The sequence below is a fragment of the Micromonospora sp. NPDC049301 genome, from assembly GCF_040678715.1.
Lineage (GTDB): Bacteria > Actinomycetota > Actinomycetes > Mycobacteriales > Micromonosporaceae > Micromonospora.
This window is the reverse complement of record NZ_JBFAQO010000006.1, coordinates 411,412-427,939: the sequence shown is the minus strand read 5'-3', so window position 1 is coordinate 427,939 and position 16,528 is coordinate 411,412. Positions and strand designations below refer to the sequence as shown.

Annotated in this window: 16 protein-coding genes; 9 read left to right on the top strand and 7 right to left on the bottom strand. The window is 72.6% G+C overall.

From position 1 onward, the window contains the following. The first annotated feature begins 278 nt into the window (after positions 1–278). The gene (locus tag AB0K07_RS20695) at positions 279–1,391 is read left to right on the top strand and encodes a TOMM precursor leader peptide-binding protein (RefSeq protein ID WP_363757024.1); all 1,113 of its coding nucleotides are present in this window, start codon (positions 279–281) and stop codon (positions 1,389–1,391) included. Continuing rightward, complete coding sequence (locus tag AB0K07_RS20690; RefSeq protein WP_363757023.1) at positions 1,388–2,734, top strand: AarF/ABC1/UbiB kinase family protein; 1,347 nt, start codon at positions 1,388–1,390, stop codon at positions 2,732–2,734. Before AB0K07_RS20695 ends, AB0K07_RS20690 begins: the two co-directional genes overlap by 4 nt. Positions 2,735–3,039: 305 nt before the next feature. Here AB0K07_RS20690 and AB0K07_RS20685 read toward each other — a convergent pair whose 3' ends face one another. From AB0K07_RS20685 to AB0K07_RS20675, 3 genes are all read right to left on the bottom strand, one after another. Next, entirely contained in the window at positions 3,040–3,405 is a 366-nt protein-coding gene (locus AB0K07_RS20685) for a WhiB family transcriptional regulator (protein WP_363757022.1), read from the bottom strand. 132 nt (positions 3,406–3,537) lie between these two features. Further along, complete coding sequence (locus AB0K07_RS20680) at positions 3,538–3,786, bottom strand: hypothetical protein (protein ID WP_363757021.1); 249 nt, start codon at positions 3,784–3,786, stop codon at positions 3,538–3,540. 122 nt (positions 3,787–3,908) lie between these two features. After that, positions 3,909–6,074 carry an ATP-dependent DNA helicase UvrD2 gene (locus AB0K07_RS20675; protein WP_363757020.1) on the bottom strand — a complete coding sequence of 722 codons (2,166 nt, stop codon included), beginning with the start codon at positions 6,072–6,074 and terminating at the stop codon, positions 3,909–3,911. Positions 6,075–6,166: 92 nt separating this feature from the next. Here AB0K07_RS20675 and AB0K07_RS20670 point away from each other — a divergent pair, with 92 nt between their 5' ends. After that, positions 6,167–6,409 (top strand): mycoredoxin, encoded by a 243-nt coding sequence (locus AB0K07_RS20670; protein WP_363757174.1) that lies wholly within the window; start codon positions 6,167–6,169, stop codon positions 6,407–6,409. Positions 6,410–6,476: 67 nt separating this feature from the next. On the opposite strand, the gene AB0K07_RS20665 is transcribed toward AB0K07_RS20670, so the two are convergent. Then, positions 6,477–7,772, bottom strand: a complete 1,296-nt coding sequence (locus AB0K07_RS20665) for an MFS transporter (RefSeq protein WP_363757019.1) — start codon at positions 7,770–7,772, stop codon at positions 6,477–6,479. 217 nt (positions 7,773–7,989) lie between these two features. On the opposite strand from AB0K07_RS20665, the gene AB0K07_RS20660 reads away from it, so the two are divergent. From AB0K07_RS20660 to AB0K07_RS20650, 3 genes are all read left to right on the top strand, one after another. After that, a complete protein-coding gene (locus AB0K07_RS20660) occupies positions 7,990–8,970 on the top strand; it encodes a helix-turn-helix transcriptional regulator (RefSeq protein WP_363757018.1) in 981 nt (326 codons plus the stop codon). 72 nt (positions 8,971–9,042) lie between these two features. Next, a complete protein-coding gene (locus AB0K07_RS20655; protein ID WP_089019109.1) occupies positions 9,043–9,282 on the top strand; it encodes a DUF397 domain-containing protein in 240 nt (79 codons plus the stop codon). Between the two features lie 213 nt (positions 9,283–9,495). Further along, on the top strand, positions 9,496–9,771 hold the full coding sequence (locus AB0K07_RS20650) for a hypothetical protein (RefSeq protein WP_363757017.1): 276 nt from the start codon (positions 9,496–9,498) through the stop codon (positions 9,769–9,771). A 125-nt stretch (positions 9,772–9,896) separates the two neighbouring features. On the opposite strand, the gene nudC is transcribed toward AB0K07_RS20650, so the two are convergent. The 3 genes from nudC to AB0K07_RS20635 are packed head-to-tail and all read right to left on the bottom strand — an operon-like array spanning position 9,897 to position 13,571. Beyond that, positions 9,897–10,856, bottom strand: a complete 960-nt coding sequence (gene nudC / locus AB0K07_RS20645) for an NAD(+) diphosphatase (RefSeq protein WP_363757016.1) — start codon at positions 10,854–10,856, stop codon at positions 9,897–9,899. A gap of 58 nt (positions 10,857–10,914) precedes the next feature. Further along, complete coding sequence (locus tag AB0K07_RS20640) at positions 10,915–12,264, bottom strand: pitrilysin family protein (protein WP_363757015.1); 1,350 nt, start codon at positions 12,262–12,264, stop codon at positions 10,915–10,917. Then, a complete protein-coding gene (locus tag AB0K07_RS20635) occupies positions 12,261–13,571 on the bottom strand; it encodes a pitrilysin family protein (RefSeq protein ID WP_363757014.1) in 1,311 nt (436 codons plus the stop codon). The genes AB0K07_RS20640 and AB0K07_RS20635 overlap by 4 nt, the downstream gene beginning before the upstream one ends. Positions 13,572–13,813: 242 nt before the next feature. On the opposite strand from AB0K07_RS20635, the gene AB0K07_RS20630 reads away from it, so the two are divergent. The 3 genes from AB0K07_RS20630 to AB0K07_RS20620 are packed head-to-tail and all read left to right on the top strand — an operon-like array spanning position 13,814 to position 16,528. Then, positions 13,814–14,878 (top strand): ABC transporter substrate-binding protein, encoded by a 1,065-nt coding sequence (locus AB0K07_RS20630; protein ID WP_363757013.1) that lies wholly within the window; start codon positions 13,814–13,816, stop codon positions 14,876–14,878. Beyond that, positions 14,875–15,654, top strand: a complete 780-nt coding sequence (locus tag AB0K07_RS20625; protein WP_363757012.1) for an ABC transporter ATP-binding protein — start codon at positions 14,875–14,877, stop codon at positions 15,652–15,654. Before AB0K07_RS20630 ends, AB0K07_RS20625 begins: the two co-directional genes overlap by 4 nt. Further along, complete coding sequence (locus AB0K07_RS20620; protein WP_363757011.1) at positions 15,644–16,528, top strand: ABC transporter permease; 885 nt, start codon at positions 15,644–15,646, stop codon at positions 16,526–16,528. The genes AB0K07_RS20625 and AB0K07_RS20620 overlap by 11 nt, the downstream gene beginning before the upstream one ends.

Here is a 16,528-nt window from a genome sequence, read left to right as displayed (position 1 = left end):
TTTTTGTCCCACACACTGTTCCCTTTTTTGTGGGGCCCCCCCCGCGACCCCCGGGGGGGGGGGGGGGGGGGGGGGGGGCGCGCCCCCCCCCCGCCCCCGTTGCCGTACCGGACGTGATCGACGTCGACTCAGATCATCGATGGTCTGTCGGGTGACCGACACCGTTACCGGCGGGTTGTGGATAAACCGGCGAATCCTGTGGACAGCGCTGGACAGCGGCCCGGCCACCTGTGGACAACGATCGACCGAGCGCAGGGAAGCGGTCACGATTCGTCATCATGAGTCGTACCGCACTGCCGCTCCCGACCCTGCTGCCCGGCCTGAGCCGGCTCTGGCGCGACCGGCACACCCTCCAGCTCGGGGTCGGCCCCGGGCCCGCCGTGCTGCTCGAGCTGGCCAACCCGCGCGCCGCCCACCTGCTCGACCTGCTGGACGGCACCCGCAGCGAGCGCGCCGTGCTGGCCCACGCGGCCACCGCCCGGGTCACCGCCGACGAGGCACGTACCCTGCTCGACGCCCTGCGCACGGCGTGCCTGCTGGTGCCCGCGCAGAGCCTGTTCCCCCGCGAGCTGGCCGGGCCGCTCCGGGCCCGGCTCGCCGCGGAGGCCGGCGCGCTGGCCCTGGCCGCGGCCCGGCTGCCCGGCACCCCCGCGCAGTGCCTGCGCCGGCGGCGGGCCGCCCGGGTGCTGCTCACCGGGGCCGGCGCGCTCGGCGCACCGCTGGCGGTGGCACTGGCCCAGTCCGGCGTCGGGCAGGTGATCCCACACCTCAGCGGCCCGGTACGCCCCGTCGACCTGGTCGGCACCGGCATCCCGGCCGCCGAGCTGGGCCACCCGCTGGCCCCGGCGGTACGGGCCGCGGTCAACCGCGTCGCGCCGGGCACCGGCACCCACCCGGGCCGGACCGCCCGGGTCGACCTGGTGATCCAGCTCGGCACCGACCGTCCGCCGGCGCTGCTCGCCGCCGGTCTCGCCCAGCGCCGCCAGCCGCACCTGCTGGTCACCGTGCGCGAGGGCGTACCGGTGGTCGGGCCGCTGGTCCGCCCACCTGCCGGGCCGTGTCTGCACTGCGTCGAGCTGCACCGGGCCGACCGTGATCCGGACTGGCCACGGCTCGCCGCCCAACTCGCGGCGGCCGAGCCGGCCGCCGCCGGCGCGACCGGCACGCTGCTGGCGGCCACCGGGTACGCGCTTGCCGAGGCGCTGGCGCAGCTCGACGGCGGCAGCCCGGAGACGCTGGGCGGCGCCATGGAGATCACCCATGCGGGCCGTTTCCGCCGCCGAGGCTGGCCACCGCATCCGGCGTGCGGGTGCTCTCCGAGCCGCGTACGGGCACCAGCCCGGCGGCAGAGCAGCAGCGGGGCCCTCCGGTCGGTAACAATGACCGAGTGACCGACATCCCGCGCCGGGCCGTGTCCCGGACCGCCAAACTCGCCGCTCTGCCGCTCGGCTTCGCCGGTCGGACCGTCCTCGGCATGGGTAAGCGCGTCACCGGGCTCGCCTCCGACGTGATCTCCGCGGAGATCCAGCAGCGTACCGCCGAGCAGCTGTTCAGCGTGCTGGGCCAGCTCAAGGGCGGTGCGATGAAGTTCGGCCAGGCCCTGTCGGTCTTCGAGGCCGCGCTGCCGGAGGAGATCGCCGCGCCCTACCGCCAGGCGCTGACGAAGCTCCAGGAGGCCGCGCCGCCGCTGCCGGCCGCCAGCGTGCACAAGGTGCTGACCGAACAGCTCGGCCCGGACTGGCGGGACCGGTTCGTCGAGTTCAACGACACCCCGGCCGCCGCGGCCAGCATCGGCCAGGTGCACCGGGCGCGGTGGCGCGAGCCGGGGTACGGCCCGGCGGGCGAGCCGAACAGCCGCGACGTGGCCGTCAAGATCCAGTACCCGGGCGCCGGCGACGCCCTCCTCGCCGACCTCAAGCAGCTCTCCCGGCTGGGCGGGATGTTCCGGGCCATCCAGCCCGGTCTGGACGTCAAGCCGCTCCTGGTCGAGCTGCGTGAACGGATCACCGAGGAGCTGGACTACGAGCTGGAGGCCGAGTCGCAGCGCACCTTCGCCGCCGCGTACGCCGACGACCCGGAGATCTACATCCCGGCGGTGGTCTCCGCGTCGCCCCGGGTGCTGGTCACCGAGTGGGTGACGGGCACACCGCTGGCCGACATCATCCGCGAGGGCACCGAGGAGCAGCGGGACGAGGCCGGCCGGTTGATGGCCACCCTGCACCTGTCCGCACCACAGCGGGCCGGGCTGCTGCACGCCGATCCGCACCCGGGCAACTTCCGGATGCTGCCCGACGGCCGGCTCGGGGTGATCGACTTCGGCGCGGTGGCCCGGATGCCGGAGGGCACGCCCGAGCCGATCGGCCGCATCGCCGCGCTGGCCCTGCGCAACGACGCCAGCGGAGTGGTGGAGGGGCTACGGTCCGAGGGCTTCATCAGCCCCACCGAACCGATCGACGCCGAGGGGGTGCTCGACTTCCTCCGTCCGATGCTGGAGCCGATCTCAGCCGACGAGTTCCGGTTCACCAGGGCCTGGCTGCGGGGCGAGGCAGCCCGGCTGGCCAGCCCCCGCTCCCCCACCTACCAGCTCAGCCGGCAGCTCAACCTGCCGCCGTCGTACCTGCTCATCCACCGGGTGACGCTCGGGTCGATCGGGGTGCTCTGCCAGTTGGAGGCGAAGGCGCCGTACCGGGGCATCCTGGAGCGCTGGCTGCCCGGCTTCGCCCCGGTCGCCTGAAAACCTCCCCCCGGAACGGCGAAAGGGGCGGGTGCCGGTGGCACCCGCCCCTTTCCGTGTCGTGGTACTAGAGAACGCCCAGGTCGCGCGCCGACTGGTTGCGGCTGTTCATGGCGACGGTACGGGCGGATCGGGTTGCCTCAGTGCTCGTGGTGGTACGACCGGCCTGAGGCCGGCGCATTCGAGCCCGGGACAACGCTTCGTGGAGTAGTTGCATCTCGAAGGCTCCAGTCGGTACATGCAGCATGGTCTTCTCACTCGCTGCCGGTGTGACACCGGCGTAGTTGGTACGGATCGGGAACATGTCAGGCCGCCAGCCGGACCGTGCTACGCACCTCGGACAGCCCACTGGCCGCCAGGCGCGCCTCGGCCTCGACCCGGAGCGCGGCGTCACGGGCGACGTCCTCCTTGCGCGGACGGCCACGGGGCCGCTTACGCGGAACGACCGCGCCACGCTCGAAGATCTCGCCGCCCCAGACGCCCCACGGCTCCGCTCGCTCCACCGCCCCGGCCAGGCACTCGACGCGCAGCGGGCAGTCCCCGCAGAGCGACTTGGCCAGCTCGAGCTCGGCAGGCGAGTCGGAGAACCACAGGTCGGGGTCGAACTTCCGGCAGGGCAGGTTCGCCTCCATCTCGACGCTCACGTCGAGGGGGGCCAACGCCAGACTCATCGCCCGGTCACCTCTCTCTCACACTTCGATCTCGTGGATCGCATTCCGACGTACTTCGGCGGGGCAAAAAACTGAGGCCGCGGATCCCGGTAAGCGGGTTCCGCGGCCTCGAGGTGAGCCGGAGTCTGATGGTCAGACCGGTCTACCTCGAGGTGGAACGCCGCGGACATCCGTGCGCTTGTTGGCGCCCTGAATGCCCATGCCCGTGAAGCCACTGGTCCCCTCGACTCCGGTGAGTGCGACAGTCAGGTTCAGCTCGGCCTGAACCTGGTGCACCTGCGGAACCGACGGTCGTGCGGCCGCGAGGGCCACCCGGACAGCCGACAACGGAGCGTGGACAGCTGGCATCGCCGCCAGACGCTCATAGGTGAAGATCTTCACGGGTGCCACCTCCCTCACGTTCCTCGAATCGACTGGACCAACCCTCGTGAGCAGCCGGAATGGCGCCGCTCGCGTGGTGTGTCCTGAGGCTATTCCTCGCGCCGGGGCGAGGGCAAACGAATTTACGACGAGATTTCGAAAGTTTTCTCCGGGCAGACGTCGTCCACTCCCGCGCCCCCCACCAGCGCCAGCACCGACTCCCCGTAGAGGCCCAGCTTGCGGGGGCCGATGCCGGCGATGGCGATCAATTCCTCCGACCGGCCGGGTCGCCGCTCGGCCAGTGCGATCAGGGTGGCGTCGGTGAAGACCACGTACGCGGGGACCTTCTGCGCCCCGGCCACCCGCTGCCGCCACTCGCGCAGCCGTTCGTGCAGCTCATCGTCTATGTCCGACGGGCAGGTGGGGCAGCGGCCCAGCTTGCGGTCGGGACCGGCGAGCAGGGTGGCGCCGCAGATCCGGCACGAGACGATCTGGGTCCGGCGTCGTTCCGGGCGACGGGCCGGGCCGGGGCCACCGGTGGCCCGCTCGGCCCCGCCGGAGCGGTCCAGCTGCGGCAGGAACCGCGACGGCCGCCGGGCCCGCCCGCCCGGCGAGCGCGCGGCGGCGTACGACAGCCAGAGCCACTGCCGGGCCCGGGTGATCCCGACGTAGAGCAGCCGACGCTCCTCCTCGACCTGCTCGACGGTCTTGGCGTACGTGGTGGGCAGGGTGCCCTCGGCGAGGCCGACCAGGAAGACCGCGTCCCACTCCAGCCCCTTGGCCGAGTGCAGCGAGGCGAGCGTCACCCCGTCCACCGTCGGCACGTGCTGCTGGGCGGCCCGGCGGGCCAGTTCCTCGGTGAAGTCGGTCAGGGTGACCGGGCGCTCGACCGCGGCGGCCTCGCCGATCGGCACCACCTCGGGGGTGGCCGCGTACTCCTCGGCGAGCTGGACCAGCGCGGCCAGCGCCTCCCACCGCTCGCGGGCCGCGCCACCGGCCGGGGGCGCGTCCGGGGCCCAACCGACCGCGGTGAGCGCCTCGACGACGGCGACCGGCAGCGGCGTCTCCCCCGGGATCGACCGGGTGGCGGAGCGCAGGGCGACCATCGCCTGGCGCACCTCGGTCCGCTCGAAGAACCGCTCCGCGCCCTGCACCACGTACGGCACCTCGGCCTCGGTGAGCGCCTTCTCGTACGCCTCGGACTGCGCGTTGATCCGGAACAGCACGGCGATCTCCTTCGCCGGCGTGCCCGCGTCGATCAGCGACCGGCAGCGGGCGGCCACGGCGTTCGCCTCGGCCGGCTCGTCGGTGAAGATCCGCAGGTCCGGTTCGGGGCCGGGCGGGCGCTGCCCGCTCAACTCCAGCCGCAGCCGCGCCTCGGTGCCCCGGGCCTGGGAGATCACCGCGTTGGCCAATCCGACCACCTGGGGAGTGGAGCGGTAGTCGCGGACCAGGCGGACCACGGTGGCGCCGCGGTGCCGGCGCGGAAAGTCGACCAGGTACGCCGAGGTCGCCCCGGTGAACGAGTAGATCGTCTGGCTGGCGTCGCCGACCACGGTCAGGTCGTTCCGGCCGCCCAGCCAGGCGTCCAGCAGCCGCTGCTGGAGGGGGTTGACGTCCTGGTACTCGTCCACCACGAAGTGCCGGTACTGGCCGCGGACCTGCTCGCCGACGTCCGGGTGCTCCTCGATGCCCCACACCGCGGCGCGCAGCATGTCCTCGAAGTCGATCACGCCGTTGGAGCGCTTGAGCTGCTCGTACGCGGTGAACACCTCGGCCACCTTCGCCGGTTCGTGCGGCGTGTCGCGCAGTGCGCGCGCCGCCGAGACGACGTAGTCCCCCGGCTCGACCAGCGACGACTTGGCCCACTCGATCTCGCCGGCCAGGTCCCGCGCGGCGGCCCGGTCGGTCCGCAGGCCGACCCGGGCGGCGGCGAGGGTGACCAGCCGCACCTTGCTGTCCAGCAGCTCGGGCATGGCCCGGCCGGCCAGCAGGCGGGGTGCGAAGTAGCGCACCTGACGCAGTGCGGCGGCGTGGAACGTCCGCGCCTGCACACCGCCCACCCCGAGGACGGTGAGTCGACTCCGCATCTCGGCGGCGGCCCGGGCGGTGAAGGTGACCGCGAGCACGTGCCGGGGGGAGATCTCACCCGAGAGCGCCCGGTGGGCGATCCGGGAGGTGATCGCGCGGGTCTTGCCGGTGCCGGCGCCGGCCAGGATGCAGACCGGGCCGGCGGGTGCGGTCACCGCGGAGCGTTGCTCCGGGTCCAGCCCGGCGAGCACGCGTTCCGACGCTGAGTGAACCACCACAACCAGGAATCATCTCAGCTGTCCCGGACGTTGCAGCGAACAGCCTCGGCTTGATCCGCAAGCCGGCGGTGGAGGAGTTGGAGGACCCGACCATGCTGACGATGTATTCCACCCCCTGGTGCGGCTACTGCCACCGGCTGAAGTCGCAGCTCGACCGGGAGGGCATCGGGTACGAGGTGGTCGACATCGAGCAGGACCCGGAGGCCGCCGAGTTCGTGATGAGCGTCAACGGCGGCAACCAGACGGTGCCGACGCTGCGCTTCGCCGACGGCAGCGCCCTGACCAATCCCTCGATCATCCAGGTCAAGCAGCACCTGGGGACCCTCACCGCCTGACCGGCCGGGTCATCCTCGACGAGCGGTCGCCCCATCCGGGGCGGCCGCTCGTCGTGTCCGGTATCCGTCAGCGTCGCGGTGACCGCTGGCTCCCGGTCACCACCTTCCGGTCGGCGTCGTCCATGGGGCGCCGGGGTGCCGGAAGGGTCGGTCGGGTCGGCGGTGTGGTCGGGCGGGCTCCGGGCGGCGGGCTGAGGTGCCGGCCCCGCCAGAGGTAGCCGCCGGCGACCAGGGTGGCCACCCCGACCAGCGCGAACAGCGCCCGGTAGTCCAGGAGTCCGACCAGCAGGGCGCCCGCGCCGATGGAGAACGCCTGCGGCCCGCTGACCACCGCCTCGGTGGCCGCGGCGACCCTGCCGACCAACCCCGGCGGGGTACGCCGCTGGATCAGCGTGTGCAGCCCCACCATGGTGAGCGGGAGCGAGACGCCGGCCAGCAGCACCGCCGCGAACCCGAGCCGGAGATCGGGGTACGCGAGCGCCAGCGCGGCCGGCCCGAAGAAGGCGACCCCGGCGGCCAGCGTGCCGACCTCGCCGAGCCGGCGGACCAGCGCCGGCGAGCAGAGCCCACCGAGCAGCCCTCCCACGCCCTGCACGGTGACCAGCACGCCCACGAACGCCGCGTCCCGATCCAGCCCCTGGTCGACGTAGGCGAAGATGAGCGACTCGCTGAAGCCCATCACCAGCGATCCGAGCCCGTAGCCGAGCAGGGCCCGGCGCAGGGCCGGCTCGCCGGCCAGGTGTCGCAGCCCCGCACCCAGCTCGGCCGGCCAGCGCAGCCGTACGGTCGGCGGCGCCGGCTGCGGGGTGCGCAGGGCGGCCACCACCGCGGCGGCGGTCAGGAAGCCGACCATGCCGATCCCGGCCAGCGCCCACCCGCCGATCGCCGCGTAGAGCGCCGCGCCGGCCAGCGGGCCGATCAGCCGCAGACCCTGGCGTACGGTCTGCAACACGCCGTTCGCCTCGGCCAGCAGCTCGACCGGCACCAACTGCCGGATCAGCCCGCTGAGCGCCGCGCTGAGCGTGATGTAGGACAGGCCGTACAGGGCGGCCACCAGGTAGACGAGCCAGACGTCCCCCGCGTCCCGGACCGTGAACAACGGGGTGAGCAGCACCGCGGTCACCAGGTTCGCGGCCACGAAGAAGGGCCGGCGCGGGTAGCGGTCGACGAACCAGCCGACCAGCGGCGCGAGCGTCATCGGGGCGATGACGGCGAAGATCGTGGCGCCGGCCAGCCCGTCCGAGCCGGTCAGGTCCTTGACCCAGATGGCGAGCGCGAGCAGCAGGATCGACTCGGCGGTCATGCTGGCCAGCAGGCCCCCGAAGAGCAGGCGGAAGTCGGGGCGGCGCAGGACGGTGCGCATGGGTCCCTCCGGCGGGGATGGCGCGCCCGGGTGGGCGTGGGTCGACGGGGCCGCGGCCGCGGGTCCGTCGTCGTCCGGCGTACCCGAGGTCCATTTTTCGGGAGACACGCCCCCGCCGGAACCTCCGACGCCGGCCGCGCCGTCCATACTGACCGTGGGGGGCGAATTTCATACAGTTACCGTCGCGTCCGCGGCGGTCGACGGGAAAGAGGACACCGTGCCTCCTGCCGCACCCAGCCCGATCCTGCGTCGTCGCCGGTTGGGCACAGAGCTGCGCCGCCTGCGCGAGGCCGCAGGCCTCACCGGGGACCAGGTCATCGAGCGGATCGGCTGGGCCTCCGCGTCGAAACTGTCCCGGTTGGAGAACGGCCGAAGCCGGCCCGACCCGCAGGATGTCGGCGTTCTGCTCGACCTCTACGGTGCCGACGCGGCACTGCACGAGGAGCTGCTCGGCATCACCGGCGAGGCCGGTGACATGCGGGGCTGGTTGAAGAACTTCCCGGTGATGACCCAGCAGCAGCGCAGCTGGGCCGAGCTGGAGGCGGGCTGCGCGGAGATCTCCGAGTACAACCCGGTGCTGGTGCCGGGGCTGTTGCAGACCCCCGGGTACGCCCAGGTCCGGATCGTCTCGGCCCGCCAGGTGGCCGAGGGGGCCGGTGAACCGGAGCCCGACGCGGAGCCCGAGACCGAGGTGCAGGCACGGCTGGCCCGCCAGACGCTGCTCACCCGGGAGCCCGACGCGCCCCGCTACACCGCCGTGCTGGAGGAGGCGGCCCTCGGCCGCCGGGCCGGGCCGCCTGAGGTGCTGCACGAGCAACTGCGCCAGCTCTGCGAGCTGGCCCTGCTGCCCAACGTGACACTGCACGTGCTGTTGCGGGACACCCAGATCGGCAATTGGTACCTTCCGCCGACCGCGTTCTCCCTCTACCGGTTCGCCGATCCGCTCGATCCGGAGACGCTGGCCATCGAAGGGGGGTTCACCGACGTCATGTCGACCGAGGCAATCGCACTAAATCGCTATAAAGTGGTGTTCGAGTGGCTATGCACGGCGGCACTTACCTCTTCGGACACCCTCTCCTGGCTGATCGAGGCGACGGGACGGCTGACCGAGGCGGCGCCCCCATCCACAGTGGCGTTCGGGCCGGCAACGGCGCCGCCCCAACGCCGCCGGGCCTCGGGGCGGCTGACGGATCGGTGATCCACGGGGGACCCTCCGTCGGGCGTGCGGCACCACTCGTCCCATCGGAGCGGTTCACACAGGAGCAGAACCATGAACGACATCCGCAACACGCCGTCCGTCCCCGCCCACCGGCTGTCGGACGCCCCGTGGCGTACCAGCACGCGCAGCCAGACCTCCAACTGCGTCGAGGTCGCTCCGCTGGGCACCGGCCCGTCGGCTGTCGCGCTGCGCGACAGCAAGGACCGGGGCGGCCCGGTGCTGCTGTTCAACCGGGCGGGTTGGCTCGGCTTCATCGCCGGAGCCAAGAAGGGCCAGTTCGACCTGAACTGATCTCGTGACCGGAACGGGGCCGTCGGCGCGCTGCCGGCGGCCCCGTCGCGTTACGCGCCGCCGACCTCGCTGACCAGCCATCCGCCGATCGGACGAGGCTCGAAACCGATAGGCGCGTTTCAGTTGCTGGGACGGACACGCGGCGTAACATGGCCGTCGAGGACGTGGAACTTCCACACTGACTCATCCGTCGCGGTTCATCCGGAGACCCTCATGCGGTTCCTGATCGTTCGCACCGACATCCGCGCCGTCGCCGACGGGGACATCGCCGCCGCCTGGGCGGACGGCCACCGGCTGCGCGACGAGACGACCGCCCCCGAGCCGCGCCGGCAGATCGTGCACGCCGAGGACCGCGACGCCGCGCTGCTGCTGGCCCGGGCACTCGCCACGGTCGGCGCGGTCCGCGCCGGCAAGCAACGGGTCAAGGTCCTGCCGCTGGCCGACCCCCGGCTGGCCTTCCGACACAGACCGGGCCGCACCGCCACCTGACGCACCAGACGTCCGTCGTGGTCGGACCGGCTCCCCCGCCGCGTTTTAGCCCCAGCCGACCACGACGGCCCGTGTTCCCGGCCCGTGACCGCCGCGGCAACGGCGGCCACGGGCCGGGACCGCGTTCACCGGTCGACGTCCACCCAGCCGTCCAGCCAGCGGTGGATGAGGAACAGCGCGATCGATGACGGTGGCGGCAGGATGAGCTGGGCGCCGTCGCCCACATCCACGGTCCGCCCGGCCAGCGCCGCCCCGATCTCACGACGGGAGAACCAGCGGGCGTACGCGATCTCGGACGGGTCGACCTCCACCGGATCGGTCGGGTCGGCGGTGGCCAGGAAGCCCAGCATCAACGAGCCGGGGAACGGCCACGCCTGACTGCCCGCGTACCCGATCCGCTCCACGCTGATGCCCACCTCCTCGCGGACCTCGCGCAGCACGGCGGCCTCGGCCGACTCCCCCGGCTCAACGTAGCCGGCCAGGCAGGAGTAGCGCCGCCCACCCGGTGTGCCCGGCCAGCCGGCGTTGTTGCCGAGCAGGCAGCGCCCGTCCGGGCCGTCGACCCCGTCGTGCACCAGCACGATCATCGCCGGGTCGGTACGCGGCCAGATCCGCCCGCCGTTGCGGTCCACCCGGGACCAACCAGCCTCGTCCATCGCGGTCGGCGCCCCGGTGGCCGCCGAGTAGCCGTGCCGGGTGTGCCAGTTGACCAGCGCCAGCGCCGTGGTGAAGATGCCCGCCTCCCGATCGCCGAGCAGGTGGCCCACCTCGCGCAGGTTGACCGCCCGGGTGCCCGGCAGTGCCGGCAGCGGCGTGTCGACCGCGAAGACCGGCACCCCGTCCGGCTCGACACCGAGGAACATCGCGATCGACTCCGACCCGGCCGGCACGTCGCCCGGCCCGAACAGCACCAGCTCCGGAGGCGACGCGTCGGTACGGGCCAGTGTCCGCCCCTCGTCGGTCGAGTCGAGCAGCAGGACCCGGGCACGCAGCCACGCCTCGGTCAGCCACTGCTGGTCACCCCGCCGGTGCGCGGCCCGGTCCAGGGTGGACCGGGCCAGCGGCGGTGCCGTCTCGCCGCTCACGCCGCCGCTCCTCTGCCGTGCCGCACGGTTCGGTCGGGCAGGACACCGGGCCTCCGGTTCACTGCTGCACCGGCTCGGTCCGGACCGCGGTCAGCGCGGCCAGGCCCGGGGTGATCCGCTCGGCGTCGCCGAGCACCACGACCGCCGCCCGGGCCGGCGCGAGGTAGTGGGCCCCCGCCTGCGCGACGTCGTCGACGGTCGCCTTCGCCAGCCGGGCCGCGTACTCGGCGAGGAAGTCCAGGCGCAGGCCGTTGCCGGCGTACGCGCTGGTCAGCGCCGCGAGCCCGGCCTGGGTGGACATGCCGAGCTGGAGGGTGCCGAGGGCGTACTGGCGGGCCTGCTCCAACTCCTCGGGCTTCGGCGGCAGCGACGCCAGCCGGCCCAGCTCGTACGTCGTCTCCAGCAACGCCGGGCCGGTGACCTCGGTGGCCACCTCGGCGGCGGCGACCAGAACCGACCCGGCCACCGAATGCTCGATCACCGAGTGCGGGCCGTACGTGTAGCCCTTGTCCTCCCGGATGTTCTCCACCCAGCGGGAGGAGAAGTAGCCGCCGAAGATCAGGTTGGCCAGTTGCAGCGGAGCGTGATCGGGATGGGTGCGCGACACGGCCGGCAGCGCGATCCGCAGCGAGGACTGCACCGAGCCGGGCCGGTCGACCAGCAGCAGCGGCCCGGCCTCCAGCGGTGGGGTGGCCGGCAGCTCGGCGGTGCGCCCCGCGCCGGCCCAGCCGCCGAGCGCCCGCTCGGCCGCGTCCAGGGCCTTCTCCGGCTGCACGTCGCCGACCAGCACCAACTGCGCGCCGGCCGGGTGCACCCGCTCGGCGTGCAGGCTGCGCAGGGCGGCCGGACGGACGGCGCGGATCTGGCCGGGCTCCGGTGTCTGCGTCGCGTACGGGTGCCGGCCGTAGATCCGCTTCAGCAGCGCCTCCCGGGCCAGGTGCGCCGGCTGGCTCTGCGCCACCTGGATCCGGTCGATCAGCCGGTCCCGCTCGGTGGCGACCTCGTCGCCCGGGTAGCTGGCGCCGGTCAGCACCTCGGCCAGCAGTTCCAGCATCCGGTCCAGGCCGGTGACCAGGCCGGCGCCGGAGAGCATCAGCCGGTCCGGGTCGACGCCCGCCGACAGACCGCCGCCCACCTTCTGCAACTCGGCGGCGATCTGCACGCTGGTCATCGACCCGGTGCCGGAGAGCATGGTCTGCGAGAGCATCGCGCCGCGGGCCAGGTGGGCCCGGCCGAACGGGACCCAGAGCCGCAGCTCGACCAGGGGCACGGCGGGCCGACGTACGGCGATCACGGTGAGGCCGTTGCGCAACGTGCGTTCGGCCTGCTTCGGCACCTTGAGCTTGCGGGTGGGGCCGAGCGGGGGCAGCGTGCGCGGCGCGGTCGGGACGGTGGCGGCGGCGCTCATCGGGCACCTCCGGCGATGACCTCGACGGCGGCACGGCGCTCCGGGCGCAGGGTGGCCGCTGCGGTCCGCACCTGCTCCTCGGTGACCTCGCCGACCAGTCGAGGCAGCTCGTTGAGCAGGCCCGGCTCGCCGCGTTGCTGCTCCAGCACCGCCATCCGCAGCGCCCGGCCGAGCACCGCGTCGGTGTCCCGCAGCAGGTGGGTCGCCATCCGGGCCTGGGTCCGGGCCAGCTCCCCCTCGGTCAGCCCGTCGGTGGCCAGCCGGTCCAGTTCCTCGTCCATGGTGCGCAGCACCTTGTCCACGTCGCCGCCCGGTGGCAGATGCGCCTGGAGCAGCAGCGCCGTCGGGTCCCGCACGTCGAACGGGTCGCCCATGAAGCCGAGGTACCCGCCGATGCTGGTCACCGTGCGGTCGCGCATCACCAGCCGTTCGACGAGCCGCGACGCGTCGCCGTCGGTGAGCACCTCGGCCAGCACCACGTACGGCAGGTAGCCGGCGAAGTCGGTGACCGGGTCGGGCACTCGCCAGGCGCCGGCCACCGCCGGCAGCGGCGCCAGCGCGTCGGTGTACGAGGTGCGCCGCTCGGCGGTCAGGTCGGGTTCGGTGAAGTCGGGGCGCCGGGGCGCGGGGCGGGCCGGCACGTCCCCGAAGTGGCGGCTGACCAGCTCGGTCGCCTCGGCCACGTCGATGTCGCCGCTGACGGCCAGCACCGCATTGCCGCTGGCGTAGTAGCGGCGGAAGAAGTCCGCGGCGTCGGCGACGGTCGCCGACTCGAGATCGTCGAAGGAGCCGTAGCCGTCGTGCGCGTTCGGAAAGGTGTCGAACATGACCGGCGGCAGGGTCAGCCAGGGGAAGCCACCGTACGGCCGGTTGAGCACGTTGACCCGGATCTCCTCCTTGACCACGTCGACCTGGTTGCGCAGGTTCTCCTCGGTCAGGCGGGGGCCGCGCATGCGGTCCGCCTCCAGGAACAGCGCGCGTTCCAGCGCGTTGCTGGGCAGCGTCTCGAAGTAGTCGGTGTAGTCCAGGTGGGTGGAGCCGTTGAAGGTGCCACCCGCCCCCTGCACGTGCCGGAAGTGGGCCAGCTTCTCCAGGTTCTCCGAGCCCTGGAACATCAGGTGCTCGAAGAGGTGGGCGAAGCCGGTGCGCCCCTCCGGCTCGGAGCGGATGCCGACGTCGTAGACCACCGCCACCCCGATCACCGGGGCACTGCGGTCGGGGGTGAGCACCACCCGCAGGCCGTTGTCGAGGGCGAACCGTTCGACCGGGTACGTCGTCGCTGGAATTCTGGATCTTCGCGCCGCCACGGGATCGACCCTAGCGCGTCGGCACCCCCGCCACCGGCGACCTCCGCGGAGCCCCCGCCACCGGGTGGGTCACCAGGGGCAGCACCTCATACGGTGCGATGCCACCTACCGTAGCTAGCTGGTAGGAAATACCGACATATCTGAGACACGCCGTCCCGGCATGTGGATGGGTCTTGACGCTGCATCCGGCCTGGCCCACTCTTCCTACCAACTAAGTAGGAATACTGCGGATTGGATGGACGATGAGACGGCTCCCCCTGCGCCGGATGGTCACCCTGGCCACCCTCGCCGTGGTCGGCGCGGCGACCCTGGGCAGCACCGCCGCGTGCGGCGACGACAGCGATGGCGCGGGCAGCAGCTCCGGCCCGGTCACGCTGCGCCTCGGCTACTTCCCCAACATCACCCACGCGCCGGCCGTCGTCGGCGTGGAGAAGGGCATCTTCGCCGAGAAGCTCGGCGCCAACGTGAAGCTGGACCCGAAGACCTTCAACGCCGGCCCGGCCGCCATCGAAGCCGTCTTCTCCGGTGCGCTGGACGCCACCTACATCGGCCCGAACCCGACCGTGAACGCGTTCTCCAAATCCAAGGGTGAGGCCGTCCGGGTGGTCTCCGGCGCAGCCTCCGGTGGCGTGGCGCTGGTGGTCAAGCCCGGCATCAACGGCCCGCAGGACCTGAAGGGCAAGAAGGTCGCCACCCCGCAGCTGGGCAACACCCAGGACGTGGCGGTGCGCTACTGGCTCAAGCAGCAGGGGCTGACCACCACCAAGGAGGGTGGCGGCGACGTCAAGATCGTGCCGCAGGAGAACGCCCAGACGGTGGAGACCTTCAGCAGCGGCGCGATCGACGCCGCCTGGGTGCCCGAGCCGTTCGTCTCCCGGCTGGTCAACGCCGGCGGCAAGGTGCTGGTCGACGAGCGGGACCTGTGGCCGGACAAGAAGTTCGTCATCACCAACCTGCTGGTCAGCACCAAGTTCCTCAAGGCACACCCGGACGTGGTGCAGAAGCTGGTCGACGGCCAGGTGGCCGCGAACGAGTTCGTCAACAGCAAGCCGGACGAGGCCCAGCAGGCCATCTCCGACGCGATCGGCAAGATCAGCGGCAAGCCGCTGGACCTGAAGCTGATCAAGCAAGCGTGGCCGACGTTGGAGTTCACCAACGACCCGATCGCCACCTCGCTCAAGGCCGGGCTCGACCACGCCGTCGACGTGAAGCTGACCGACCCGGTGGACCTCAAGGGCCTGTACGACCTGACGTACCTGAACAAGGCGCTCAAGGCGCAGGGCAAGCCCGAGGTCGTCCAGCCATGACGTCGACCACGACGACACCGGAGAGCGCGACCACCGCGGTCGCGCTCTCCGGCGTGACCAAGGTGTACGGACGCGGGGCGAACGCCGTGCTGGCCCTGGACGGCGTGTCCCTGGACGTGGCGCCGGGCGAGTTCGTCTGCCTGGTTGGCGCCTCCGGCTGCGGCAAGAGCACGCTGCTCAACCTGGTCGCCGGGCTGGACCGGCCCACCGGAGGCGACATCGCCCTGGCCGGTGGCGCCAACCCCGGGCTGATGTTCCAGGAGCCGGCGCTCTTCCCCTGGCTGACCGTCGACGCCAATGTGGAGGTGCCGCTCAAGCTACGGGGGATGCCCCGGGCCGAGCGGCGCGCACGGGTGGTGGAGCTGCTGCGCACCGTGCACCTGGCCGACTTCGGCCGCAAGCGCCCGCATGAGCTCTCCGGCGGGATGCGGCAACGCGTCGCGCTGGCCCGCACGCTCGCGCTGGACACCCCGGTGCTGCTGATGGACGAGCCGTTCGGCGCGCTGGACGCGATGACCCGGGACATCCTGCACGACGAGTTGGAACGGATCTGGTCCGAGCGCAGGCTCTCGGTGCTGTTCGTGACGCACAACGTCCGCGAGGCCGCCCGGCTGGCCGACCGGATCATCCTGCTCTCCAGCCGACCCGGCCGGATCATCTACTCCACCGCGGTCGACATCCCGCGCCCACGGCGGATCGACTCCCCCGAGGTCGCCGCCATCGCCGCCGACGTCACCGAGCGGCTCCGTACGGAGGTGGGCCGCCATGGCCAGTGACACCCTCACCAGCACGGCGCGTACCGACGCGCAGATCTCCGGCCTCGACGCCCTGGAGATCGCCGGTCAGGAGAAGGAGGCCAGCCGGGCCGCCCGGCTCTGGGCGGCCACCTGGCCCAAGCTGGCCGCGTTGGCCCTCGCCGTCGGGATCTGGCAGGTCGTCGTCTGGACCGGCTGGAAGGATCCGTGGGCCCTCCCGGGCCCGGTACCCGTGTTCGGCGACCTCGCCGACTACGCCCTGAGCTCGGCACTGTGGGACGGCCTGGCCACCACCGCACGCCGGGCGGTGGTGGGCTTCGCCGCCGCGGTGGCCGTCGGGCTGCTGCTCGGCCTCGCCGTCTCCCGCTCGAAGGTGCTCCGGGCCGCCATCGGCTCCATGATCACGGCGTTGCAGACCATGCCGTCGATCGCCTGGTTCCCCCTGGCGATCCTGCTCTTCCAGCTCAGCGAGCAGGCGATCTTCTTCGTGGTGGTGCTCGGCGCCGCGCCGTCCATCGCCAACGGGGTCATCCACGGCGTGGACTACGTGCCACCGCTGCTGGTGCGGGCTGGTCGCAACCTGGGAGCGCGAGGGCTCAACCTCTACCGGTACGTCATCGCGCCGGCCGCCCTGCCGGCCATCGTGGCCGGGCTGAAGCAGGGCTGGGCCTTCGCGTGGCGCAGCCTGATGGCGGGTGAACTGCTGGTGGTCATCGCCTCCCGGACCTCGATCGGCGCTCAGCTCACCTACGCCCGCGACTTCTCGGACGCGGAGCGGCTGATGGCCATCATGATCGTGATCCTGGTCGTCGGCCTGGCCGTGGACGCCGCGTTCGGTGCCGCCGACAAGGCGATCCGGCGCCGCTGGGGCGTGCTGGACCAGGCTGGTCAGTGA

Coding starts and splice junctions, on each gene's coding strand:
- AB0K07_RS20620 (WP_363757011.1), top strand. CDS start 15,644: ATGGCCAGTGACACCCTCACCAGCACGGCGCGTACCGACGCGCAGATC.
- AB0K07_RS20685 (WP_363757022.1), bottom strand. CDS start 3,405: ATGAGTCTGGCGTTGGCCCCCCTCGACGTGAGCGTCGAGATGGAGGCG.
- AB0K07_RS20665 (WP_363757019.1), bottom strand. CDS start 7,772: ATGCGCACCGTCCTGCGCCGCCCCGACTTCCGCCTGCTCTTCGGGGGC.
- AB0K07_RS20655 (WP_089019109.1), top strand. CDS start 9,043: ATGAACGACATCCGCAACACGCCGTCCGTCCCCGCCCACCGGCTGTCG.
- AB0K07_RS20625 (WP_363757012.1), top strand. CDS start 14,875: ATGACGTCGACCACGACGACACCGGAGAGCGCGACCACCGCGGTCGCG.
- AB0K07_RS20630 (WP_363757013.1), top strand. CDS start 13,814: ATGAGACGGCTCCCCCTGCGCCGGATGGTCACCCTGGCCACCCTCGCC.
- AB0K07_RS20650 (WP_363757017.1), top strand. CDS start 9,496: ATGCGGTTCCTGATCGTTCGCACCGACATCCGCGCCGTCGCCGACGGG.
- AB0K07_RS20640 (WP_363757015.1), bottom strand. CDS start 12,264: ATGAGCGCCGCCGCCACCGTCCCGACCGCGCCGCGCACGCTGCCCCCG.
- AB0K07_RS20695 (WP_363757024.1), top strand. CDS start 279: ATGAGTCGTACCGCACTGCCGCTCCCGACCCTGCTGCCCGGCCTGAGC.
- AB0K07_RS20670 (WP_363757174.1), top strand. CDS start 6,167: ATGCTGACGATGTATTCCACCCCCTGGTGCGGCTACTGCCACCGGCTG.